The sequence below is a fragment of the Brevibacterium pityocampae genome, assembly GCF_039541555.1.
Taxonomy (GTDB): Bacteria; Actinomycetota; Actinomycetes; order Actinomycetales; family Brevibacteriaceae; genus Brevibacterium; species Brevibacterium pityocampae.
The window spans coordinates 1-22,719 of record NZ_BAABGL010000016.1; the positions used below are offsets into that span (position 1 = coordinate 1).

Below are 22,719 nucleotides of genomic sequence, written 5' to 3' on the forward strand. Positions count from 1 at the left end.
GCGCGTGATGTTCGTTGCGTGTTGATGAGCACGCGCGATCGTGGAGTCCACCGACAGCGACCAGTCGAGCTGGCCGGCAGCGTGAGCGGTCAAGCGGGCCAGCGCGGTGTCCCAGGTGCCGTCGCCGGCCATCCGGCGATGCCAGGTCCATACCGTCTGCCACTTGCCGAACGTCTCGGGCAGGTGAATCGCCCCGGGGATAATAGAGGCAGGGAGATTGGAAGAAGGAGTTTCTCTCATGCCAGTGAAGTACACCGACGAGCTCAGGGCTCGTGCAGTAGAGCTCGTCATTCACGCTCAGGCCGATCCCGCGACTGCCAACGGCTCGATTACTCGGGTCGCGAAAGAGCTCGGGTTGAGTAAGGAGACCTTGCGCGTGTGGGTGCGGAAGCACAAGGAATCCGGCAGGATCACACCGTCGGAGTCTGTGGATCTGGAATCGGAGAACCGACGCTTGCGGGCGGAGCTGGCCGAAGCCAGGCGAGCGAACGAGATCCTGCGCAGAGCATCGGCTTTCTTCGCGGCGGAGCTCGACCGCCCATCAAGGTGATCGTCGACTTCATCGACGAGAATCGTGACGAGTTCGGAGTCGAGCCGATCGTGCGGGTCCTGCGCGGGACTGCTGCACGGATCGCTGTGAGCTCGTACTACGCGTACAAACTGCGCCGGCCCTCGGCCCGGGCTATTCGGGACTGCGATCTCATGGTCGTCATCCGGGACATCTACGAAGCGAACTACTCCTGCTATGGAGTGCGCAAGATGTGGAAAGCGATCAACCGTGATCACGCCGACCGGTTCGGGCCGGTGGCCCGCTGCACGGTCGAGCGTTTGATGCGCCGACTGGGCATCGATGGGGTGCGGCGCAAACGCAAACGTCCCAAGACGGCATCGGCCAGAGCCGAGGAGTGCCCGGAGGACCTCGCCTGGCGGGAGTTCACCGCGCCTGCACCGAACTGCTTATGGGTGGCCGATATCACCTATGTGCCGACGCGCTCGGGGTGGGTGTACACGACGTTCATCCTCGATGTGTTCCATCGCGAGATCGTCGGCTGGCAGGTGACGAACCATATGCGTGAATCCCTGGCCCGGGACGCGCTCACGATGGCTCTGGCGGCGAAGTACCGGGCCGGGCACGATGTATCCGGGCTCGTTCACCACTCGGATCGCGGAGTCCAGTTCCGCTCGATTCGCTATGGCGAGACGCTGGCGGAGTCTGCGATCGTGGCATCGGTGGGTTCGCGGGGCGATTCCTTCGATTGTCAGTCTGTTTCTGCCGCGTCCCGCAAGGATGAGGTAGTCCTGGCCGGAGTGTTCTGACCCTTGCTTACGATTGGCCCGCAGGGTGCCTTGGCGTTGATCTGTCGAACCTCCGGCCGGGCGCAGTACCGCTGCCGCCGGATCGGGCGTGACCTGATAGGAGCCTGGAGCCTCGTCAAAGCGTCCCCATGACAGTCCTGTCCACCCGCCGGCGACAGCGTGTGACCACGCTAACCGATGAAGGAGACAGCACCCCATGGAACAGATCGAGCCCGCCCGTTCCGGGCACGTCGTGATCGGCGTCGATACCCACAAGCACATTCATGTCGCCGCGGTGATGGACTCGATCGGCGGGGTCCTGGCGACTCTCACGATCGCGACCGACGCTGCGGGGTTCAAGCAGCTGCTCGAGTGGGCGTCGTCATTCGGGAAGATCATCGCGTTCGGAATCGAAGGCACCGGCTCCTATGGTGCCGGGCTGACCTCGTTCGTCCGCCGGAACGGACACAAGGTCGTCGAGGTCTCCCGGCCCGATCGGCGGCTGCGCCGACTGAACGGGAAATCCGACACGCTCGACGCGGAGAACGCTGCCCGGGCAGTACTTGCCGGGTTCGCGACTGCGGTCCCGAAGACCGCTGACGGGGTGGTGGAGATGATCCGGCAGCTGAAAGTCGCCCACGATACCGCGGTGAAAGACCGCACCGGGGCGATGGTGACGCTCAAGGCGCTGCTCGTCCACTCGGACGAAGAGCTACGGCGTGAGACAGCACGGAAAACGCAGAAGATGATCGCCCGTCACTGCGCCGCGCTCCGCCCACGCGGATTAGAGACGCCAGAGGACGCGAACCGGCACGCACTCCGATCGATCGCCAGGCGCTGGATTGCCTTGAACGAGGAGATCAAAAGCCTGGAAGCGCAGATCGAGCAACTCGTCGCCCAACGCGCCCCGCACCTGCTGGACGAGTTCGGCATCGGCGTCGACACCGCCGCGGAGATCCTCATCGTCGCCGGGGACAATCCTGAACGGATCCGCAGCGAAGCAGCGTTCGCGAAACTCGCAGGAATCAGTCCCGTGCCCGCCGGGTCAGGAATGAGCAGCGGTAAGCATCGCATCAATCACGGCGGACATCGGCAGCTCAACGCCGCGATCTACCGGACCGTGATCGTGCGGATGCGGTTCCACGAGCCGACCATCGCCTACGTCGCTCGCCGAACAGCCGAGGGCAAGAGCAAACGCGACATCATCCGGTGCTTGAAACGCTACGTCATCCGCGAGGTCTACCACCTCATCAAGACCAACCCACGAACAGGCGAAATCACGGCTTGACAACTATAGGAGCATCAACGCGATGGCCGAGGCGCTGAACTCGGTGTACAAGGCCGAACTGATCGACCGGCGGGAGTGGTCGGGAGTGATCGAAGTGATGGCCGAGACGTCGAAGTGGGTGGCTTGGTACAACCACGTCCGACTGCATTCGGCGCTGCACTACCGGCCGCCGATCGAGGCGCATTCTGATTGGATCAAACAGCAGACCACTACAGGCGTGGCCGCATAGGAAACCAAGAAAAGAAGCCTCTACCAAACCCAGGGCTTGACAAGGTCCCGCCAGGCGATCCCGCATCGGTAGCGGTAGATGATGCCCTCGACCATCTGGCGGGCATCAGCGAAGGGCCGGCCCCTGCGGCCGGTCGGAGCAGGCAGCAAGTCAGCGATCAGCGACCATTGNCCGAGAAGATCGACGGGGCGGAGACGCTGATGCGGACGCTCGACCTGGAGGAAGGCAGCTACCTCGTCAAGGCGAAATCAGCGGCTGATGAGGGCGTGGTGATCACCGGACTGCCGACGGCTCCCGTGGAAGCGACCAAGGCCACGCTGGCCCGGGTGCAGGTGCTGGGAGCGTCGGCGGCTCTGGTGCTGGCGGGCCTGCTAGGCTGGTGGTGGGTCCACCGCTCCCTGCGCCCCCTCGCCGAGGTGTCCCGCGCTGCAGCCGAGGTGGCCGAGCTGCCGATGGGGTCGGGTGAGGTGTCTCTGGCACAGCACCGCGTGCGTGATGAGCTGGCGCGTCCGGGCGACGAGGTCGGCGAAGTCGAACACCGCGTCGTAGCTCGCGTTGCCACCACCACCGAACGCAGCGAAAGCCGCGGCCAGGTCAGTCGCCGACCCTTCAACGAGGTTCACCCGACCGTGGTACCGAGTCAGCTGGCGGCGTGCCTTGACGATCATCGCCGGGTCGAGGTCGACGGCGTCGACCGGTGCGGCGCCGAAGACATCGAGGATCAGCTTGGTGCCGGACCCGGGGCCACAGCCAAGTTCGGCCACCCGAGCGCCCGGGGTGCGACCACCCAGCGCGATCAGACGCCGAGCCTCGAAGCGCTGGAGCAGGCGTCGCGGTGGTGAGTCGACCAGCGCCGCCTCCATCCGGTTCATACGCATGTCACCCTCCGAGGGTCCAAGAGTATGCTCCGGTCTTCCTCCGCGGTGCCGGCCGCCGTTGTCGCGTGCTGTGTTCGGGTTCCTCGCGCTCGTCGCCGGCCGACCGAAGAGGCGCTCGAACGGGTGGGAGCACGTCCTCTTCCCGATCGTCTTGATCGGTCGCGGTGTGTTCATCCTCGTCGAGGGCGCGTGCGGCTTGTGGACGGTGAGAGCGGGCGCATCGAGGCGACGTGATCCGCTCCCCGAACCATCGCTGCTTCGTGCTATCATCGTCGTATGGCGATTGATGGTGTTGCTGAGACCACCGTTTGGTCCGAAGACCGCAGTGCTTATGCGGCGCTGTTCCATGCGCTGGCCGAGCCGACGCGCCTGGCGCTGCTGGAGCACTTGGCCAGCGGTGAGCACCGCGTGCGGGATCTGGTCCACCACATGCATCTTGCGCAGTCGACAGTCAGCAAGCATTTGGCCTGTCTGCGTGACTGCGGACTGGTCACCGTGCGCGCGGAGGGGCGGTCCTCGTGGTTCTCGCTGGCCGATCCGGCCCGACTGGAGGATCTGGTCGAGAGCGCGGATGAGCTGCTGAGGGCGTCCGGGGTGTCGCTTTCGTTGCGTGACCACGATCATCACGAGCCGATCGTTGGGGAGGATGAGGGGTATGGCGGAAACTGATAGGGGTGGGCACGTGCACAGTCATGTCCCGGAGCGGGCTGATCGGGGGACGCGCCGGCGGCTGGTGATCGCGTTCTGCATCATCGCCGTCATTGTTGTGGCGCAAGCGGTGGGCAGCGTGATCACCGGCAGCCTGGCTCTGCTGACGGATACCGCTCATGCGCTGGCTGATGCGTCCGGGCTGTTGGTGGCGGTCATCGCGGCGACGATGATGCTGCGTCCGCCGAGCAGTGAGCGGACGTGGGGTTTCGCCCGGATCGAGGTCATCGCCGCGCTCGGGCAGGCTGTGCTGCTGCTCGTGGTCGGCACCTATGCCGCCGTCGAGGGTATCCGCAGACTGTTCGAACCTGCCGAGGTGCCCGGCACGGAGCTGCTGGTGTTCGGGGTGATCGGCCTGGTCGCCAATATCGCCGCGATCGCTGTGCTGGCATCCAACCGCGAGGCGAACTTCAATATGCGTGCGGCGTTTCTCGAAGTGCTCAACGATGCCCTGGGGTCTCTGGGCGTGATCATTGCGGCGATCGTGATCGCGACCACCGGGTTCCAGCGCGCCGACACCATCGCCGGATTGTTCATCGCGGCTTTGATCGTCCCCCGCGCGTTCCGGCTGCTGCGCGAGACCGTGCGGGTGCTGATGGAGTTCACTCCCAAGGGAGTCGATCTCGAAGACGTCCGCGCCCACATCTTGGAGCTCGAGCACGTCCGCGATGTGCACGATCTGCACGCCTCGATGATCGGCACCGGCCTGCCGGTCATCTCCGCGCACGTCGTCGTCGACGACGACTGCTTCGAATCCGGTCACGCCCCGCAGATCCTGGAGGCGATCCTCGCCTGCGTCAAGGAGCACTTCCCCGTCGCCTTCGATCACGCCACGATCCAGGTGGAAACGGCTGCCCTGCGAGACCGGGAACTGCCCGCAGTCCAGCACGCCTGACGAACCGGGTGTTCGGCATCGCCTCCAGCCGGCGAACCCGACTGCGATGGGCCGCAGTCGATGCTGTCTGTCTGGTGTTAGGTCCGCGGTACCGCCGTGGTTGATGGCGGGGCGATCTGGTGCCGGAAGTGGTCATGATCGCCGGGGGATGGGACCGGCCGCTGCTCCCATGGGGGACGGGGCAGCGGCCGGTCGGTCTGTTCAGTTGAAGGAGACGTGGACGTGGTCCATGTGGTTGGCGGTGGCCGAGCCACGGTCCTCCATGGCCCGTCCCTCCCAGCCGGTGTAGGGAGCGTAGATCTTCTGCTTGTAGATCACGTATTTCACTCCGAGCTCGGACGCGTGCTTGATCGCGAACTCTGTGATCTGCTGACCCGTGGGATCGGTGATCATGATGTCGAGGGCCTGGCCGGTATGGTGGTCGGATCCCGGATCGTTGCGCGGTCCGCCGAAGGTTTTCACCTCGGGGAACTCGGCGCAGACCGCCCGGTAGCCCTTCTTAGCGTTCGCGGTGAGCTTGGGTTCAATCTCGGTGGACACCGAGCAGGGCTCATCGGAGAGGCCCGAGGATTCGCGGCTGTCGGAGCGCGAGGACTTCGAACCCCGGTCCGAGGATTCTCCGCCGGAGGTCTCCGACGACGCGCTCTCCTTCGGGGGCTCAGGGGCCGGCAGCGCGGCCTTCACCTCTGGCTTCTGGTTGTACTTCGGATCGTCTTCGAGGGACTTCCGATACTCCTCGGCGGCCGCCTCCCGCTCCTTCTCACGTTCCTCGGCATCCTTCGTGGGAACGTCTTGGGCGCCGGGATCCGCGCTGGCGGTGGCTGCCTGCTCCTCGGCCGTGACGACGCTGGCGGTGTCCGTGGGTGCGAAGGCGAACGAGGAGGCCACGATCGCGGTCGTGGCAGCTGCCGGCAGTGCGATGGCGGCGACCATCGGGCGGCGCCTGACGGACTTGAGAACCCCGGTGGCGGTGCTCGGCTCCTGACTATGGCGACCGGCATGCTTGCGGTCGCCCGCGGCGACGTTCCGGATCAGGGTGCGCGCGTTCGCGCTCCAGGACGGCTTCGGATCCGAGTGCTTACCCATTCGACTAAACCCTTAACGCAGTTGTGACCATTTCGTTATCTTCGAGTGTACTGACGCACGAGGAGATGACAAAACGGTAACGAACGAGATAAGGGTGACGAGTGTCACGTGGTGTTGCGCGGGCGACATACCGCCACCGCGCCGGCTGGGTCGTCTCAGAGGGGGGAGGTGAAAGCGGGGAAGAACCGGAGGTAGACCGAGGCGGCTACCGCGATGTAGATGAGGGCCACCAGCGTCCATGCCCAGTCTGCGGTGAACCGGACCAGCCCGGCGGGGGCGGGGATGATGCCGTGGACGAGGTTGCGGATCGTCAGGAGGAGGAAGAGGGGGATCATCGCGGCCCACACGACCATGCAGTACAGGCACAGGAGGTAGAGGCTGAAGAGGGCTTGGGACCACAGCCAGATGACGAAGACGGTGCCCAGGCTCACAGCGACCTGCAGACCGATCCAGTACCAGCGTCCCAGCTGTGCTCCGGCGAGGACGGCCATGGCGGTGGTGATGATCACGGCGAAGGCGACGATCCCGATCAGCGGATTGGGAAACCCGAACAGCTCGGATTGCCAGCTGCCCATGACCTTGCCGCAGGAGACCCACGGATTGATGTCGCAGCTCGTGACGTGCTCCGGGTCCCGGAAGAGCGCCAGCCGTTCAGCGACGAGTACTGCCGAAGCCACCCACCCGATGATGCCCGTGACCAGCAGCAGGACCGCGAAAGGGCGCGGTCGGGCGAACCGGGGACTACTGGCTTCAGCGGGGCGATGATCGAGCGTGGCGGTAGCGTCCGGCATGGCCTGTCACTCCGCAACGGCTGCGTCGAGCGCAGCGCGGAGCTCGTCGAGACTGCTCGGAGCGAGGAGTTGCCCGTCGAGGAAGAACGTCGGCGTTCCGCTCACGTTCAGGGCGATGCCGTCGGCCAAGTCGAGTTCGACCCGATCCTGGGTGGCCGGATCTTTGACTGCCGCGTCGTAGGCTTCCATGTCCAGGCCCAGGTCTTCGGCGAAGGAGCGAAAGACCGCGCTCTTGTCGTCGGCGGATTCGCCCCATTCGGGTTGGGTTTCGAACATCTGCTGGTACATCGGTTCGTAGGCGCCTTGCTGGGCGGCGGCCTCCACGGCCAGGGCCGCGTTCATCGCGTTGCGGTGTCCGGGCAGCGGGAAGTAGCGGTGGACGAAGGTCACGGAGTCGGCGTACTCGACCCGCAGCTCCTCGACGAGGGGATAGGCGGCCCGGCAGCCCTCGCATTCGAAGTCGAGGAACTCCACCAGTACCGCTTTCTCGTTCGGCGCCTGCGACAGCACACGGCTGTTCTCGCGGACGAGCTGCCCGGTCTCTGCCGTCCCTGCCGGCGTGGCGGACTCGGTGGTCGTGTCGGGAGCGTTGCCGCGCACGATGACGACCACGACGATGGCGGCGATCACGGCGGCCGCCATCAGGATCCAGACAAGGGACTTGCTCTTCACGAGAACGCTTCGGTTGGCGGGGTTCATGGATGATCCGTTCTGTCCGGTCGGCGGGAGGCGGTGGAGGAGGGTTGGAGGGCACCCGCAGTGCCGGCGGGCGTCGGGTGTGGTCGGTGCAGGAGGAGCGTGGTGAGCAGAATCGCGAGCGGGGTCACTCCGGCCAGCAGCACGGCGGTGCCCGCACGCTGTTGGTCGGCGGTGATGGACGGCCCCCAGGTGCGGGCGAGGTTGCCGAACCAGTCCACCTCGAGGACGGGGGTGACGCCGAACGCGAGCACGGTCGCCCAGAGCAGGAGGGCCCCGGCCAGCCCGGCCACGGCGATGATCCGCCGGGACAGTGTTCGTGCCGCGGTTCGGGGGCGGGTCACCGTGGTCATGAACCAGAACCCGATGAGCAGGAAGTACAGGTTGGCCATCTGGTGGGCGATCCAGAAATCCAGGGCCAGGCGCAGCAGCGGGGTGTAGTAGAGCAGACCGAGCGAGACGGCCACCACCGCACCGCTGAGCAGCGGGTTCCGCAGCGCTGGGCCGGCGGCTGAGCTGGCGGCGTGCAGCCATTCCCGGGGTCCCCGGCTGCCGTCGGTGCGCCGCTGCACGGTCAGGGCCAGCAGGTACAGGGGAGCGCCGAGGGCCAACAGCAGCGGGATGAGCACGGTGATGGCCAACAGCATGACGGTGTGCACGCTGATGAGCACCATGCCGTAGATCGTCGGGGCCGCGCAGGTCACATAGACCAGGACGAGCAGTCCGGTCAGCCAGCTGGCGGTGTGCTGCCACGGCCACCGATGCCCGGCAGCGTGGGCCTTGCGCACCCCGAGGAGATACACGGCGGCCGCGGTGAGGGAGAAGGCCACCCACAGCCAGTCCCACCGCCACTCGGTGAACCACCGGAACCAGGTCAGGTCCGGCGGCAACAGATAGCCGGTGAGGATCTCGGCCGGGGTGATCGCCGGTTCCGGCTCCCGCGGGACCGGCGGAGCGGTCCGGCCGAGGGCCCCGGTGACCCCGATGACTCCGCCCATGATGAGCACTTCGGCGATGACCAGCCGCCACGCCGTCTGCCCGCCGGACTTGCGCCCGACCTGGGCGATGGCCCAGCTGCGATGGGCCAGCCCGATGGCGCCGAGCAGCAGGGTTGCGGCGAGCTTGATGAGGATCAGCTGACCGTACCGGCTCAGCAGCCCCTCCCACCCGCCGAGGCGGAGCACGGAGTTGAGCACGCCGGAGGCCAGGACGAGGAAGAACGCCACACCGGCCAGCACCGAGAAGCGGGAGAGCACCGATTTCGCCAGGTGGGCACCGTGGTTGGAGGCGAGGATCGGCGCGGTGACGGCCAGGGCCGCCACGCCGCCGACCCACACCAGCACGCCGAGCCAGTGCACGGCCAGGGCACCGACTCCGGCGAAGTGGTCGTCGCTGCCGGCGGCGTGCCCGATCAGCGAGATCGGAATGATGGTGGCCAGGGCGAGCAGGGCCGTGGCTGCTAGGCCGGTGGTGGAGCGGACGAGGAAGGTCAGGTTGCACACGAGGAAGGCAATCAGGGTGATCGCACCCCAGGCCTGACCGACGAGCAGATCGGTGAGGAAGTAGGCCAGCTGGCTTGCGAACTCGGCATTGTCCGACACCGGCTGGCCGGCGAGATTCGCATACGTCAGCACCAGCACGACCACCGCCGATCCCAGCCACACGAGGGACACGCCGGCGGCGACCGCCCGCACGCGGGCGAACGCCGGGTGCGAGCGCGAAGGCACTGGTGCCGACTCGTCATCTCCGGGGGGCAGGATCGTTGCCGCGAAGATCAGGCAACCCACGACGACGGCCAGCGCCAGGTGGTGCACGGTCAGCGCGATCGGCAGCGCCCAGCGCACGAACGCGCCGGGATCCAACGCTTCGCGTTCTGCCGCCGCCCCGGAGAACGCCGCGCTTGCCACGACAGCGGCGACCGCGACCGCAAAGGCGGCCACGAGCCAGGCCGCGGAGCGCCGGCGCCCGGCCGGAGCTTCGGTCGGGGCGCTACCCATCGGATGGCATTCGGAGTCCGGGGGCACCGGTCATGCCTCGTCGCTTTCCAACCGCCGGCGGCGGGTCACTACGGCGACGACGACAAGCCCCAGTGCGATGACGAGGAGGGCCAGGACGATCACAAAACTGAGCGGCGCTCCCGTGTCGGCTTCGTCGGCGGCCGCCTGATGAGTCTCCGTCTGCGGCTGCTCCGGCGCGGCGGGCTCGGCCACGGGCTGCGCCGGCTGGGAAGCCTCGGCCCCTGTTTGCCCCGGGTTGGGGGAGGAGGAAGCACCGGCACCGTCGGTCGCGGTGAAGGAGAACGAGCCGTCGATCGGATGGGAATCCGAGGACACGACCCGCCAGGTCACCGTGTACTCGCCGGCGGGCGCCTCGGGATTGACCGGCTGGACGGCCATGTTGCCATCGATCTCGACGCCTCCCTCGGCCCAGTTCGTCCCCGCCGCGTCCTTGATCAGGATCTCCGACCCCATCGACAGGGGAGCGTTGGAGAAGGAGACCTCAATCGCCTCGGGGACGGCATCCAGGCTCTGCCCGTCTTCGGGATTCGTCCCGGTCACGACGTCATGCGCCGACACCGGGGCGACCGGCAGCAAGACGACCGCCACCAGCACTGCCAGAACGCTCACGAGGCGACTGACCGGCCGCACTGCAACTCTGCGAATCAATTTCTACCTCCTGTAGAGAACGGGGTCAGGATACCAGCCTGCGCCGGTGCCTGTAGGGGAGCAATGGCGAACCCTGGGTGGACGTACTTGGCTCATCAGATGATTGTCTGGAAGCCGCCGATCATGCCCTGCAGGCTGTTGACCCAGTGGGTCCACACCCCGGTGACGAGGAGCAGTCCGATGATGATGAGCATCCCGCCGCCGATCCGGCTGATCAGGATCTGGTGGTCTCTGGCCCATTGCAGCCTGCCGGTGCCCTTGACGATGAGCACGGCCACGACGATGAACGGCACTCCGAGTCCGAGGCAGTACATCAGCGTCAGCGCCGCGCCGCGCCAGATGCCGTCGGTGCCGGTGGCGCCGAAGCTGGTGGACAGTGCCATGACCGCTGCCAGTGTGGGGCCCATGCACGGGGCCCAGCTGAGCGCGAAGGTGGCACCGAGCGCGGGGGCGCCCCACAGGCCGGCGGGTGGGCGCTTGCTGATCTGGGTGCTGCGCTGGAACATGCCGATGCCGCCCATGAACACGATGCCGGCGATGATGACGACGATCCCCATCACCCGGTTGAGGACATCGGCCCACTGGCTGAGCAGCACACCGGCCGCGCTGAACGCCAGGCCCATGGCGACGAAGACGACGGCGAAGCCGGTCATGAACAGCGATACCCCGATGATGACGCGGCTGGGTTTCCGGTCGGTCAGCGCGGTGGCGCCCAGCCCGGTGACGTAGCCGACGTAGCCGGGGACCAGCGGCAGCACGCAGGGGGACAGGAAGGACACCGCCCCGGCCAGGATGGCCACCGGGATCGCCAGCAGCATCGGTCCGGTCAGCACGGTCTGCGAGAACACCTCCCCGATGGGGGCTGCCAGTGTCATGCCGTCTCGTCCAGCACGTCAGCGATCAGCGCCTTGAGAGTGGACTCATCGACCGCCCCGACCACCCGGGCGGCCGGCCTCCCCTGGGCGTCGAGGACGACCGTGGAGGGCACCGCCTGCGGCGGCAGCACGGTGCTCAGGGCTGCCACCCCGATCCCGTCCTGATCCAACATGGACGGAAAGGTCAGGCCGAAGGTGTCGGCGAACGCCTCGGCGGCCGGGGCCTGATCGCGGACGTTGATGCCCAGGAACCGCACGCCGTCGTCCTGGTACCGCTCGTAGTTGGCTTGCAGGGCGGGAGCCTCCTTGCGGCACGGGGGGCACGCGGCGTACCAGAGGTTGAGCACCACCGGGGCGCCGCGCCAGTCGGCGATGTCGAAGCTGGTGCCATCGGTGTATTCGGCGGCCAGCTCGATCGGTTCACCCCGCTCGCCCACGGCAAGCTGGGTGATGACACCAGATCCGGCAACATAGCCCTGCTCGCTGCCGGCCTGCCCGGCCGGCTCATCATCGGCGCCACCGCACCCGGCCAGCCCGAGAGCGATGATGGCGGTGAGAGCACCGGACCGGCGGATCAACGATCGGCGTGACACATGCGGGGACAACACTCTTTCTCAAACTCCTGACGATGGGGCAGCTCGACTGTTGACGGCTTTCACGCCGATGGGACGGGTTCCAGAGTCTCGGGGCAACGGACGTCACGCATCGCAGCCTCCCGGAAGGGACTGCTGCTTGGCGTCGCGCACGTAGGTGCAGCACACGCTGTCCGACTTGCCAGTGACAGCCAGCAGCGCCTCGGCCTGAGCGAGCAGCTCGAGCACCTCGGGCCGGCTCAGCGAGTAGTACACGCTGCGCCCCTGCGCCCTGCCGGCAACCAGACCGCAGTCGCGCAAGCAGGCCATGTGTGCAGACACCGTCGATTGGGCCAGCGCCAGCTCGCTCACCAGATCGGATACGCGCGCCTCCTCCACCGCCAGCCGCTTGACGATGGCCAGCCGCGTCGGGTCGCTGAGCGAGTGGAACACGGCCGCGACAGGGGCAAGCCCCCCCGGCACGGTCCGACCGCGCCTCACTGATAATCGTCACGCGCCGATGATATCGGGAATCCTGATCTTCCCCGCACCGGGGCTTCCGCGCACGAAGGCGAGAAGGAGTCGAAGGTGGAATCGGCTCCGGCGGCTCCGAAACCTGCGAAGGGCGAAGCTGCCGCTGTGACCACGTGCACGCCTCCCTCAACTCGCGCCTGGTGCAGACCGCCCGCCGACGCCAGGCACAGCAGCTAGGCTGCTGCCTCCCATCGACGGGCGGGCTGCTGGGTTACTGCGCCCCGGCCGGCTGCTTCACCGCATCTGCGGGGGTGGGGTGTGTTGGGCGTGCGAGGATGCGGCGGGTGCGGGCGGCGCGGAGTCCGTTGGCGATCACGATCACCTCGGCGACCTCGTGGACCAGCACGACCGCGGCCAGCCCGAGCACGCCGGTGATCGCCAGCGGCAGCAGCACGATGATGATCGCCAACGACAGTGCGATGTTCTGATTGATGATCGCCCGCCCGCGCCGTGCGTGCCGCAACGCCGGTGGGATCAGGCTCAGGTCGTGGCCGGTGAAGGCGACGTCGGCGGATTCGATCGCCGCATCGGACCCGGTCGCGCCCATCGCGATCCCCACCGTGGCTCCCGCGAGGGCGGGGGCGTCGTTGATGCCGTCGCCGATCATCGCCGTCGGTCGGTGCTGGGCTAATCCCGCGACGATGCGCGCCTTGTCCTCGGGCCGCAGCTCGGCGTGCACGTCGGTGATCCCGGCGATCTGTGCCAGCGTGGTTGCGGTGCGGGCGTTGTCGCCGGTGAGCATGCTGACCTCAACGCCCTGGTGGTTGAGGGTGCGGATGACCTCGGGCACCTCGGGGCGCAGTTCGTCGCGGACCGCGATGGCACCGGCGATGGCGCCGTCGATGGTGACCAGCACGCAGGTCTGCCCCTCGGCCTCCAGGGCCGCCACCGGCGCCTGGAGCGGTCCGGGGTCGATCCAGCGGGGGCTGCCCACCGCCACCCGATGCCCCTCGACGATGCCGGAGATGCCGTGCCCGGCCTCCTCGGTCACGCCCTGCGCCACCGGCGCCCCGGCCGCGGCACCGGTGATGGCCGCCGCCAGGGGGTGGGTGCTGTGCTGCTCGACGGCGGCGGCGTAGGCCAGCACCTGGTCCTCGTTCCTGCCGCCGGCCGGGATCACCGTGGTCACGGTCGGCTGGTTCCGGGTCAGGGTGCCGGTCTTGTCCACGGCCAGATGGCGGATCCCGCCGAGACGTTCGAACGCGGCACCGCTTTTGATGATGACGCCGAACTTGCTCGCCGCGCCGATCGCCGAGACCACCGTGACCGGCACCGCGATCGCCAACGCACACGGGCTGGCTGCGACCAGCACCACCAGGGCGCGGGTGATCCACAGCTGCGGGTCACCCAGCAGCGACCCGATCACGCCCACGAGGGCGGCCAGGATCATGACCCCGGGCACCAGCGGGCGAGCGATCCGGTCGGCGATGCGCGCCCGGTCGCCCTTCTCGGCCTGGGCCTGCTCGACCAGCTCGACGATCGTGGTCAGCGAGTTGTCCGTGCCCGCGGCGGTCGTCTGGACCTCCAGCACGCCGGCGATGTTGATCGCCCCGGCCGAGACCTCAGCGCCGGCCTCGACCTCGACGGGGATTGATTCGCCCGTGATCGCAGAGGTGTCCAGGCTCGACCGCCCCGCCCGGACGATGCCGTCGGTGGCGACCCGCTCCCCGGGCCGGACCACCAGCACCTGCCCGACCGTGATCTCCCGGGCCGGCACCTCCACCGGGTTGCCGCCGCGGAGGACGGTCGCGGTTTCGGGCACGAGCTTCAGCAGCGCCCGCAGACCGCCGCGGGCCCGATCCATCGCCTTGTCCTCCAGCGCCTCCGCGATCGAGTACAAGAACGCCAGCGCCGCTGCCTCCTCGACATAGCCGAGAATGACCGCGCCGACCGCGCTGATCGTCATCAGCAGGCCAATCCCGAGCTTGCGCTTGGTGATCAGGTTCCGGATCGCGCCGGGCACGAACGTGTACGCCCCCAGCAGCAGGCCGGCCCAGAACACCACCGACGCCGCCGTCTCCAGGCCCGACCATTCCAGGATCAGGCCCGTGATGAAGGCGACCCCGGAGAAGATCGGGAGCAGCAGACCCGGGTCACGCCACCACGGACGCTCCACCTCCTCGGCCTCGCCACGGGGTGCGGTGACCGGCTCATCGCAGCCGCATGCGGCGCTCACGAGGCATCCTCCGCGACGGACCCCTGCGCGTCGCAGCAGCCGGGAACCGTGCAGCCCGGGTCGATGCACGGCACGTTCTCCTCGATCGCCAGCGTCACATCCACCAGTGCCGTCAGCGCCGCCGCCAGGTGCGGGTCCGCGATCTCGTACCGGGTCTGGCGGCCCTCCGGCTCGGAGACCACGATCCCGCACCCCCGCAGGCACGCCAGGTGGTTCGACACGTTCGTCCGCGTCAACCCCAGGTCACGAGCCAGCACGGCCGGATAGCTGGGTGAGTCCAGCAGCGACAGCAGAATCCGTGACCGCGTCGGATCCGCCATCGCGCGACCCAACCGGTTCATCACATCCACACGAGAAGCAATAGTCAGCATGCACTGACCATACACCATGGGCTGACCCATAGGCGCCGTGCCGGCTTTTACGATGGATCAGGCCCGGAGGTGGACGGAGATGAGGGCGAACAGCACGATACCGACCGTAAGGAGGACGGGGTCCAGGCGGCTGGTGCCGCCTCGTGGGCCTCGGAGATCATCTCCTCGATGCCACCCGGTGGTCAGAATACGGCCCGTGAGGCCAAGGACGGCGAAGGTAATGCTGTCGGGGGGCCTCGCGCAGAGCGAAGTATCCCAGGGCGGATCCGACCAGGATGGGGATGGTGAAGCTCATCGCCATCGGGATTCGGGTGCGGCGTTGGGTGCGAAAGCAGCCGCGTCCGAGCCGGCTTTCACACCCCGGAGTACGAGTGCAGGCCGCTGAAGTAGATGTTGACGACGGCGAAGTTGAACACGACCGAGGCGAAGCCGGTGAGGTTGAGCACGGCGACTCTGGTCGGCCCCCACCCGCGGGTGGCGCGTGCGTGCAGGTAGGCCGCGTAGACGACCCACACGACGAAGGTCCAGATCTCCTTGGTGTCCCAGCCCCAGTAGCGGCCCCAGGCGAGTTCGGCCCACACGGCGCCGGCGATCAGGGTGAAGGTCCAGGTGATGAAGCCGACGGCGGCGATGCGGTAGGAGACCTGCTCGATGTTCTCGCTGGAGGGCAGGCGGTCCATGAAGCGCAGCCACCTGGGTGTCGTGCGCTGCTCGGTGGCCGCCTTGATGATCTGGAAGACTGCCAGCGCCGCGGAGATGGACAGCAGTGCCGTCGACAGGATCGCGATGGGCACGTGGATGTAGATCCAGTAGGACTGCAGTGCCGGGACCAGCTGCGCGGCCGGCGTGTAGAACACCGTGATGCACAGGCCCAGGGTCACGAGCACTGCCCCGGAGACGAAGGTGCCGAGGTACCGAAGATCGCGATACTTCAGCGCCGCGAGGTAGAGGATGACGGCCAGCGCCGAGGTGGTCAGCGCGTACTCCATCATGTTGCCCCAGGGGCCGCGCATCACGGACAGGGCGCGGGTGGCCACCGCCGCCGCGTGGAGCACCAGCGCCAGTGCTGTCAGTGAGGTCCCGACCCGGGCCAGTCGCCTGCTCCGGCCCGTGGTCGGGTCGGCATTGCCCGCCCCGTCGCCATGCCGATCGGCCGACGAGCCCGATCCAGCATCGTCGTCTTCCAGCACGGCGACGGAACCGGTCCGGCGGGCGGTCCGCCGGACTCGGCTGCCGGCGGCAACCGCCTGCGCCGACTGCCGCTGTCGGACGGCGGACTTGAGCGTCCGGCCGCCGAAGAGGTCGAAGGCGTAGGTGATGAAGGCGATTGCGTAGACCGCCATCGCTGAGTAGATCAGCAGATTCGACCATGTGGCCAGCTCGATGTTGACGTCCATTTCAGTGTCCCTTCGCCGGTCGTTCCGGGTTGCGTGCTCGGTCGTGAAGTTCTGCTGCCAGGTCGCGGGCGGCGTGCTCGACCCGGGGATCCTCACCGCGGGCCAGTGCTGCTACCTCGACCTCGCCGCCGGTCGTGCGGACCCACATCCGGCGCCGCGGCACGAACAGCGACAGGCCCAGTCCGACCATCAGCAGGATCGAGAACACCAGCATCGGCCCCTGCGTGGGATCATGGCGGATATCGATGGCCATGAACCGGTCGATGCCCTCCAGTGTCACGCTGCCCAAGCCGTCCGGCAGCTGCACGGTCTCACCCGGTGTCAGCTCGAGCGTGATCGGATTGCCGGCGGCATCGATGATCGCGGTCATGTTGTCCGCGTCCAGATCGTAGACCGACTGCGGCACCCCGGTGTCGAGCCCCAGATCTCCCCGGTAAGCGCTCATCACGACGTAGGGGTTGCGCAGCTCGGCGAACCGCGAGATCAGCTCACCGTCGTCGTTGAGTCCTGCGGTGGGGAGCAGGAAGCCGACGAACCCGAGCTGGTCTGGCTGCGCGTCGGGCACCTTGAGCACTCCCCGCGAGCCGTATCCCGAGGCCTCGGGCTGAGGCAGGAACACGACCGGCCCGGAGAAGGTCACGTTGCCCTGGGCGTCGCGGGTGGTGAAGACCGGGGCGTAGCCGTTGCCGGTGAGATAGATTCCGGTGCCACCGATCCGGATCGGCTGATTGACCTCCAGCCGGTGCCGGGTCTCCTGCCCCTCGTAGAACTCGGTGATGTCGGCCTCGAACGTGCGGGGCTGGCCGAACTGATTGCCGATCGCCTGGTCGTCAAAGCTCGACTCGAAGGAGTCGAGCCGGATCCGGAAATCGTCGAGCCGGTCCGCGTCGAAGTAGGTGCCCGGCTCGAAGGAGTCGTAGGCCACCAGCGAATTGGCGAACGTGTCGCCCTCGACGAGCACCCGCTGCCCCGAATAGCCGAACAGGGATCCGATCGCCATCGTGACGACCAGGGCCAGCAGCGAGGCGTGGAAGACCAGATTACCGGTCTCCCGCAGGTAGCCGCGCTCGGCCGCGACATGATCGCCTGCCCGGATCGTCCGGTAGCCCTGTTTCTTCAGCCGGGCCTCGGCCCGGTCGAGGAGCTCCTCGGGATCTGTCTCGCGTTCGAAAGTCTGGTAGCCCGGCATCCGGGACAGCCTGCGGGGAGCCTTCGGCGGCGCCTGCCGCATCGCCCTCCAGTGCTGGGCGGTGCGCGGCAGGACGCAGCCGACCAGCGAGATCATGAGCAGGATGTAGACGCTGGAGAACCAGACGGAGGAGTAGACGTCGAACAGCTGCAGACGGTCGAGGAACTCGCCCCAGGCCCCGTTCTCCTCGATGAAGGTGGTCACCCGGATCGGGTCCTGGATCCGCTGCGGCAGCAGCGATCCCGGGATGGCGGCCAGGGCCAGGATCAGCAGCAGGATCAGCGCCGCCCGCATGGTGGTCAACTGCCGCCACGCCCAGCGCACCATCCCGACGAAGCCGATATTGGCGGGCGCCGGCTCTGCCGCACGCGCTGGCTTGCTGGAAGGCGCCGGCTTCCGTCCCTCATCTTGATCCGGGAAGGTCTTCATCAACGTCTCGTTCGCTTCTTCTCGTCTCATGCTTGCTGTCTCAGATGACCGCCTCAAACCCGCCGCTCAGTCTCTGCAGCGAGACGACGACCAGCCGCATCCGTCTGACCACGTCGGTACAGGGCTCTTGCGGGGCGGTCGGAACGGGTAGCGTGCTTTCACAAGGTTGGGCGATGATGGCGAGGGACCATCGACCTTCGTCCCTTCGACGTTGCCCGCTGCGTCAAGGTTCCGATCGACCGGAACCTGCCGAGGCGATGATCCTCTCTCGTCCGAGGCGCAATAGTCAGCACGCACTGAACCATACAGTATGGAGTGACCGATACGCATTCGGTTGAACCGCCCTTTGTCTCCGGCGGGAGATGTCGACCCCAGTGTCTCGGATTCAGCTGATGTTTGGAACATGGAATGCCGCAGGCCGGTACACCGAGACGAACACCGGTGCAGGTCCGGGCACGGAGAGTCTTTCAGTGCCCCTCAACAGCCCCGATCGTGCCTGCGATCACGGCGAAGCCGCATCCGCAACGGTCTGCCGTTCTCGGCTGATGATCAGTGATTTCCGGCGAGGTGTGGGAGGTTCAGGTGCCGGAGTCCGCCTGCTCCGGCTGCAGCTCCCCTCGGAGAGCGGGCCGCCGATGGGGTGGTGACCGGCTACCTCCACACGGGATGGTTTTCCGCCTTCAACCTGGCCGACGTCTTCATCACTGTCGGTGCCGCGGTGCCGCGGTTCACCGAGACGCAGACCAACTCCCTGTAGACGACTGTGCTGAGAGCTTGACGCCGTGCTCGGCCGGTGGTGAGCTGAGCCCGCAGTCGCTCCGGACGTTGCCGCGCTGGCCGTGAACCCCGGACCCACGGTCTGACGCGACGCCGGGAACGTGGCTGCTCGAAGTGGCAAGGAGCGCGCATGACCGAAAGCAGACTCTGGCTGCTGCGCGATGCCCGTGCCACCCACCGGCAGGGCAGGGAGGCGACCGCCCAGCGGCAACACGAGCGATTTGCAGGGATGGTCACCTACGCGCGCGCCCGGTCACCCTTCTACCGCCGGTTGTATCAGCACCTGCCCGAGCACGTCACGGACCCGATGATGCTGCCCGTCACGAGCAAGGCCCAACTGATGTCCCACTTCGATGACTGGGTGACCGACTGGGAGGTCACCCTGTCCGCCGCGCGGGCATTCGTCGAGGATCCCGCCCTGGTGGGCGAGAAGTTCCGCGGCCGCTACACGGTGGGGACCACCTCCGGAACCACCGGCACCCGGGGCATCTTCCTGCTGGACGAGCGGTCCCTCGCGGTGACCACCGCCCTGCTGGCGCGGCTGCTCAGTGCTTGGCTCACCCCTGCCGATCTGCTCCGCATCATTGCCCGCGGCGGGCGCGTCGCCATGATCACCGCCACCGGGGGCCACTACGCCTCCCTCGCCGCGGCTGCCGCGTTGCGCAGGAACCGGTTAGTCCGCAGCCGGATCGGGGTGTTCGGCGTGCATACACCCATGGCGCAGCTGGTCTCTGGGCTCAACCGCTTCCGTCCGGCCATTCTTGCTCCGTACGCCACGATGGCCGCGCTGCTGGCCGCTGAGCAGCGCGCCGGTCGCCTGCACATCGACCCGGCGCTGGTGGTCTTGTCCGCCGAGGGCCTGCCCGCAGGGGAGTACGACAGGATCTCCGCCACGCTCGGCGCCAAGGTCCGCCAGGGCTACGCCGCCACCGAGTGCCCCTTCCTCACCTACAGCTGCCAGTACGGGTGGCTCCACGTCAACAGCGACTGGGTTCTCCTCGAGCCGGTCGACGCCGATTACCGTCCGGTCCCCCCGGGTCAGGCGTCGCACACCACCTTGCTCAGCAACCTCGCGAACAGGGTCCAGCCGATCCTGCGTTACGACCTCCGCGACGTCGTCTTCGTCCGGCCTGATCCCTGCCCGTGCGGCGACCCGCTGCCCGCCATCCGGGTGCAGGGCCGCACCGCTGACCTGCTCGCTTTTCACACCCCCGCCGGCGAGCCGGTGACGCTCCCGTCGCTGGCCATCACTGCGCTGCTCGACCGCGTTCCCGGCGTGGAGCTGGTCCAGCTCGTGCACACCGCTCCTGCCCACCTCGATGTCCGTCTGCAGTCCGCCGCCGGGACCGACGCGGAGCACGTCCGGCAGGCGGTGCACGCAGAGATTCGGCGCCTGCTGGGGGACCACGGACTCGGCCACGTCATCGTGGCCCGCGGCGAGGGACCACCCCAGCCAACTCCGGGGGGCAAGTTCCGCTCGGTCATCCCGCTGCGCTGACCGGCTACTAGAGACTTGAGGTGGGGCGGCCAGTTGCGGCCGGTTGTCCTTCTGCCCTGAGGCCCAGTCCTCAATACAGCCGCTCCGACGCGATCCCCCCGGCGAGCAGGGCGTCGCGTTGCAGGTCCGTGGTCTGGGGCCCGTCGGCCTTCGAGTCCCGCGCATAACCTGTGACTGTTGGCGAGAAGGGGCGGCGAGCCGCAGTTTTCCTTGGCGGCCCCGAGCATCTTGATCCTGTCCATGAAGTGCCGGGAGTCAGAGCCCGAACGCGCCGCCCTCGACGAGGATGAACACCCCAAGACCGATCAAGACGATCGGGAACAGCACGTGCTCCCAGCGTTCGAGCACCTCGGCGATCGGCCGGCGAGTCGCGACGAACTTGGCCATCACGACGAGGACCGCGACGAGCGCGAGGAACACGATGCAGTAGGCGATGACGGCGGCCGGCCCCACGCTGAGGAAGACCGGAACATACACGCCGATGTTGTCCCCGCCGTTGGCGAAGGTGACAGCGGCGACGGTCAGTACGGCGACGTTCTTACCACTGACCTTCGCCTCATCATCATCGTCGTCGTCTCCGCGCCACGCTTGCCATGCCGCCCACAGGCCGAGGAACAACGGGATGAGCCCGAAGTAGGTAATGGCTTGCGGGGGCAGGAATGCATCCGCTCCCAACGTGACGAGCACGGCGGCGGCCAGGATGCCGCCGAACCCGAGATACTGACCGGCCAAAATCCGGGCCGTGGTGCCCCGCTGGCCCGCACCGCGGGCGAAGAACAGTGAGAGCACGATGATGTCGTCGATGTTGGTGACAATGAACAGGCCGATCGCCTGCAGCACGGATGACAGGATCATGCGCCTGCCTCCATCTTGCAGCGCGTTGGAACGGAACATGCAGGGTCAATGCAGCTGGCCCCCTGGTCAACCGCCAAGGTCGTCTCCAGCAACGCAGTCAGCGCGCGGGTCAGGTGCGGATCAGCGATCTCGTACCGGGTTTTCCTGCCTTCCGGCTCGGCCACCACGATGCCGCAGTCCCGCAGGCACGCCAGATGGTTGGAAACATTCGACCGCGACAGGCCCAGCTCCCGGCTTATCACCGCCGGATGGTTCGGCCCCTCAAGCAGCATCAGCAGGATGCGGGAGCGCGTCGGGTCAGCCATGGCGCGGCCTAGGCGGTTCATCACGTCAAGATGATTGGTAATGGTCAGCATTCGATGAACTGTACATTGTTCGCTGAATAAGGGGCAACTTGCCCGCTCAGTGGAGAACTGCTGCCCGCCGAGGTCTTGTACCCAGTACTCGGGTGCAGGTTTACGCTTGATGCTGACCAACAAATAGTTCATTCGCGCTCGTAGGACTAATCTCGGCTTCGACCACGCGGGTGCGCCAAGAGAAGGGTCATGCCGAGGATGTCCGCCCTGGAAGCCTCATTCTGTCGCAGCCGGCCGTGGCGCCTTCTGGCCCGGCGAATGGTTCCCTGGGCGATTCAGGGCTTGCCTCTCGCCGGCAACGTGCTCGAGATCGGTGGGGGTAGCGGAGCGATGGCCGGAGCAATCGCTCGGGCCCACCCCCAGGTGCACCTCACCACGACCGACGCCGATCCCGCGATGGTCAAGGCTGCGCAGCGGCTCCTCACCCGACTCCCCACTGCTCAAGCGCGCCAAGCCGATGCCACCCGGCTACCTTTCAATGACCAGTCGTTCGACATTGTGCTGAGCTTCCTCATGCTCCATCACGTGATCGAGTGGGAACGCGCGGTGACCGAGGCGGCGCGGGTCCTACGACCCGGCGGGTCCTTCGTGGGATACGACCTGCTGGCCTCACGGATGGCCTCCCTGGTGCACGTGGCCGACCGCTCTGCGCACCGACTCATCGAACCCGCCACCTTCGAACCGGTCCTGGAACAGGCTGGCCTCGGCCCGCTCCGCATCCGGGTCTCCTTCGGCGGTCGGGTCCTGCGCTTCATCGCTCGGAAGCCGGACACAGTCCAGGACGATCCTGGCAACGACAAGCACGCGCCCGCGTGGAAAAACCATGGGTAACACCGTGACTGCGAGGGACGGCACCGAGCAGACGTGGGTGGGCACGAAATAAGGTCCATCAAGCCCGACTGTACCGGGCGGGTGCGCCCCCGGACACCACGATCGCCGAAGGGGCCAGCCGTCATGAGGGCTATTACCGGTGCCCCGGAAAGCGGAACCGCTCAGCGCTGTGCGTCTGCTGCTACCACGACCAGCAGGATGCGCCTTAGGATCTGTCGGCTCAATCACCTCCGAGCAATCCCTTGTCAAATCCCGGGTTTAGTTGAGGCTGAACGGTTGTTCTGTATTCAGGCTGCGTTGCCGATGGTCTGGTTCTCGGCGAAATG

General features: G+C 67.2%; 23 protein-coding genes, 2 pseudogenes and 1 other annotated feature. Of the genes and pseudogenes, 8 read left to right on the forward strand and 17 right to left on the reverse strand.

Translation table 11 applies throughout. From position 1 onward, the window contains the following. A pseudogene (locus ABD883_RS10655) lies at nt 1-183 on the reverse strand (IS5/IS1182 family transposase); the annotation flags it as partial. 55 nt (nt 184-238) lie between these two features. Between ABD883_RS10655 and ABD883_RS10660 the strand changes: the two are divergent. The 4 genes from ABD883_RS10660 (at nt 239) to ABD883_RS10675 (ending at nt 2,813) form a co-directional block, all read left to right on the forward strand. After that, on the forward strand, nt 239-550 hold the full coding sequence (locus tag ABD883_RS10660) for a transposase (RefSeq protein ID WP_137318392.1): 312 nt from the start codon (nt 239-241) through the stop codon (nt 548-550). After that, nucleotides 511-627, forward strand: a sequence feature (AL1L pseudoknot). Its footprint overlaps the gene before it by 40 nt. Next, nucleotides 547-1,317, forward strand: coding sequence for an IS3 family transposase (locus ABD883_RS10665; RefSeq protein WP_345032017.1), 771 nt, complete (start codon nt 547-549; stop codon nt 1,315-1,317). (Overlaps the previous feature by 81 nt.) Before ABD883_RS10660 ends, ABD883_RS10665 begins: the two co-directional genes overlap by 4 nt. A 196-nt stretch (nt 1,318-1,513) precedes the next feature. Continuing rightward, on the forward strand, nt 1,514-2,584 hold the full coding sequence (locus tag ABD883_RS10670) for an IS110 family RNA-guided transposase (protein WP_137318401.1): 1,071 nt from the start codon (nt 1,514-1,516) through the stop codon (nt 2,582-2,584). A gap of 22 nt (nt 2,585-2,606) precedes the next feature. Continuing rightward, nucleotides 2,607-2,813: an integrase core domain-containing protein gene (locus tag ABD883_RS10675; protein WP_101652799.1), complete on the forward strand. Its 207-nt coding sequence runs from the start codon at nt 2,607-2,609 to the stop codon at nt 2,811-2,813. 23 nt (nt 2,814-2,836) lie between these two features. Here the strand turns inward: ABD883_RS10675 and ABD883_RS10680 are convergent. Further along, nucleotides 2,837-2,974: pseudogene (locus tag ABD883_RS10680) on the reverse strand (transposase); the annotation flags it as partial. 210 nt (nt 2,975-3,184) lie between these two features. Next, complete coding sequence (locus tag ABD883_RS13805) at nt 3,185-4,039, reverse strand: class I SAM-dependent methyltransferase (RefSeq protein ID WP_425548439.1); 855 nt, start codon at nt 4,037-4,039, stop codon at nt 3,185-3,187. Between ABD883_RS13805 and ABD883_RS10685 the strand changes: the two genes are divergently transcribed. Both ABD883_RS10685 and ABD883_RS10690 read left to right on the forward strand, forming a co-directional pair. After that, a complete protein-coding gene (locus ABD883_RS10685) occupies nt 3,968-4,360 on the forward strand; it encodes an ArsR/SmtB family transcription factor (RefSeq protein ID WP_137318399.1) in 393 nt (130 codons plus the stop codon). The two genes, ABD883_RS13805 and ABD883_RS10685, sit on opposite strands and share 72 nt — an antisense overlap. Further along, a complete protein-coding gene (locus ABD883_RS10690) occupies nt 4,347-5,294 on the forward strand; it encodes a cation diffusion facilitator family transporter (RefSeq protein WP_247619155.1) in 948 nt (315 codons plus the stop codon). The genes ABD883_RS10685 and ABD883_RS10690 overlap by 14 nt, the downstream gene beginning before the upstream one ends. Before the next feature lie 201 nt (nt 5,295-5,495). Here the strand turns inward: ABD883_RS10690 and ABD883_RS10695 are convergent, their stop codons facing one another. The 12 genes from ABD883_RS10695 to resB form a co-directional block, all read right to left on the reverse strand. Then, nucleotides 5,496-6,380: a VldE C-terminal domain-containing protein gene (locus ABD883_RS10695; RefSeq protein WP_137318397.1), complete on the reverse strand. Its 885-nt coding sequence runs from the start codon at nt 6,378-6,380 to the stop codon at nt 5,496-5,498. A gap of 155 nt (nt 6,381-6,535) precedes the next feature. Further along, on the reverse strand, nt 6,536-7,171 hold the full coding sequence (locus ABD883_RS10700; RefSeq protein WP_137318396.1) for a vitamin K epoxide reductase family protein: 636 nt from the start codon (nt 7,169-7,171) through the stop codon (nt 6,536-6,538). A gap of 6 nt (nt 7,172-7,177) precedes the next feature. Continuing rightward, complete coding sequence (locus tag ABD883_RS10705) at nt 7,178-7,870, reverse strand: DsbA family protein (RefSeq protein WP_247619154.1); 693 nt, start codon at nt 7,868-7,870, stop codon at nt 7,178-7,180. Beyond that, on the reverse strand, nt 7,867-9,807 hold the full coding sequence (locus tag ABD883_RS10710; protein ID WP_345032024.1) for a bifunctional copper resistance protein CopD/cytochrome c oxidase assembly protein: 1,941 nt from the start codon (nt 9,805-9,807) through the stop codon (nt 7,867-7,869). The genes ABD883_RS10705 and ABD883_RS10710 overlap by 4 nt, the downstream gene beginning before the upstream one ends. Nucleotides 9,808-9,894: 87 nt before the next feature. Beyond that, on the reverse strand, nt 9,895-10,494 hold the full coding sequence (locus tag ABD883_RS10715) for a copper resistance CopC family protein (protein ID WP_345032027.1): 600 nt from the start codon (nt 10,492-10,494) through the stop codon (nt 9,895-9,897). A gap of 134 nt (nt 10,495-10,628) precedes the next feature. Next, nucleotides 10,629-11,408: a cytochrome c biogenesis CcdA family protein gene (locus ABD883_RS10720; RefSeq protein WP_345032030.1), complete on the reverse strand. Its 780-nt coding sequence runs from the start codon at nt 11,406-11,408 to the stop codon at nt 10,629-10,631. Then, on the reverse strand, nt 11,405-12,016 hold the full coding sequence (locus tag ABD883_RS10725; RefSeq protein WP_345032032.1) for a TlpA family protein disulfide reductase: 612 nt from the start codon (nt 12,014-12,016) through the stop codon (nt 11,405-11,407). Before ABD883_RS10725 ends, ABD883_RS10720 begins: the two co-directional genes overlap by 4 nt. A 90-nt stretch (nt 12,017-12,106) precedes the next feature. Further along, nucleotides 12,107-12,433: an ArsR/SmtB family transcription factor gene (locus ABD883_RS10730; protein WP_345032035.1), complete on the reverse strand. Its 327-nt coding sequence runs from the start codon at nt 12,431-12,433 to the stop codon at nt 12,107-12,109. Nucleotides 12,434-12,725: 292 nt separating this feature from the next. After that, nucleotides 12,726-14,690 carry a heavy metal translocating P-type ATPase gene (locus ABD883_RS10735; RefSeq protein ID WP_345032037.1) on the reverse strand — a complete coding sequence of 655 codons (1,965 nt, stop codon included), beginning with the start codon at nt 14,688-14,690 and terminating at the stop codon, nt 12,726-12,728. Then, nucleotides 14,687-15,061, reverse strand: coding sequence for a Cd(II)/Pb(II)-sensing metalloregulatory transcriptional regulator CmtR (cmtR, locus tag ABD883_RS10740; RefSeq protein ID WP_345032040.1), 375 nt, complete (start codon nt 15,059-15,061; stop codon nt 14,687-14,689). Before cmtR (ABD883_RS10740) ends, ABD883_RS10735 begins: the two co-directional genes overlap by 4 nt. A gap of 353 nt (nt 15,062-15,414) precedes the next feature. Beyond that, nucleotides 15,415-16,458, reverse strand: a complete 1,044-nt coding sequence (ccsB, locus tag ABD883_RS10745; protein ID WP_345032043.1) for a c-type cytochrome biogenesis protein CcsB — start codon at nt 16,456-16,458, stop codon at nt 15,415-15,417. A 1-nt stretch (nt 16,459) separates the two neighbouring features. Continuing rightward, complete coding sequence (resB, locus tag ABD883_RS10750) at nt 16,460-18,106, reverse strand: cytochrome c biogenesis protein ResB (RefSeq protein WP_247619147.1); 1,647 nt, start codon at nt 18,104-18,106, stop codon at nt 16,460-16,462. Between the two features lie 877 nt (nt 18,107-18,983). Here resB and ABD883_RS10755 point away from each other — a divergent pair. Beyond that, entirely contained in the window at nt 18,984-20,351 is a 1,368-nt protein-coding gene (locus tag ABD883_RS10755) for a phenylacetate--CoA ligase family protein (protein ID WP_345032045.1), read from the forward strand. 255 nt (nt 20,352-20,606) lie between these two features. On the opposite strand, the gene ABD883_RS10765 is transcribed toward ABD883_RS10755, so the two are convergent. Continuing rightward, complete coding sequence (locus tag ABD883_RS10765; RefSeq protein ID WP_137318388.1) at nt 20,607-21,206, reverse strand: cadmium resistance transporter; 600 nt, start codon at nt 21,204-21,206, stop codon at nt 20,607-20,609. After that, on the reverse strand, nt 21,203-21,562 hold the full coding sequence (cmtR, locus tag ABD883_RS10770) for a Cd(II)/Pb(II)-sensing metalloregulatory transcriptional regulator CmtR (protein WP_137318387.1): 360 nt from the start codon (nt 21,560-21,562) through the stop codon (nt 21,203-21,205). Before cmtR (ABD883_RS10770) ends, ABD883_RS10765 begins: the two co-directional genes overlap by 4 nt. A 198-nt stretch (nt 21,563-21,760) precedes the next feature. Between cmtR (ABD883_RS10770) and ABD883_RS10775 the strand changes: the two genes are divergently transcribed. Continuing rightward, nucleotides 21,761-22,393: a class I SAM-dependent methyltransferase gene (locus ABD883_RS10775; RefSeq protein WP_247619144.1), complete on the forward strand. Its 633-nt coding sequence runs from the start codon at nt 21,761-21,763 to the stop codon at nt 22,391-22,393. The last annotated feature ends 326 nt before the right edge of the window (nt 22,394-22,719 follow it).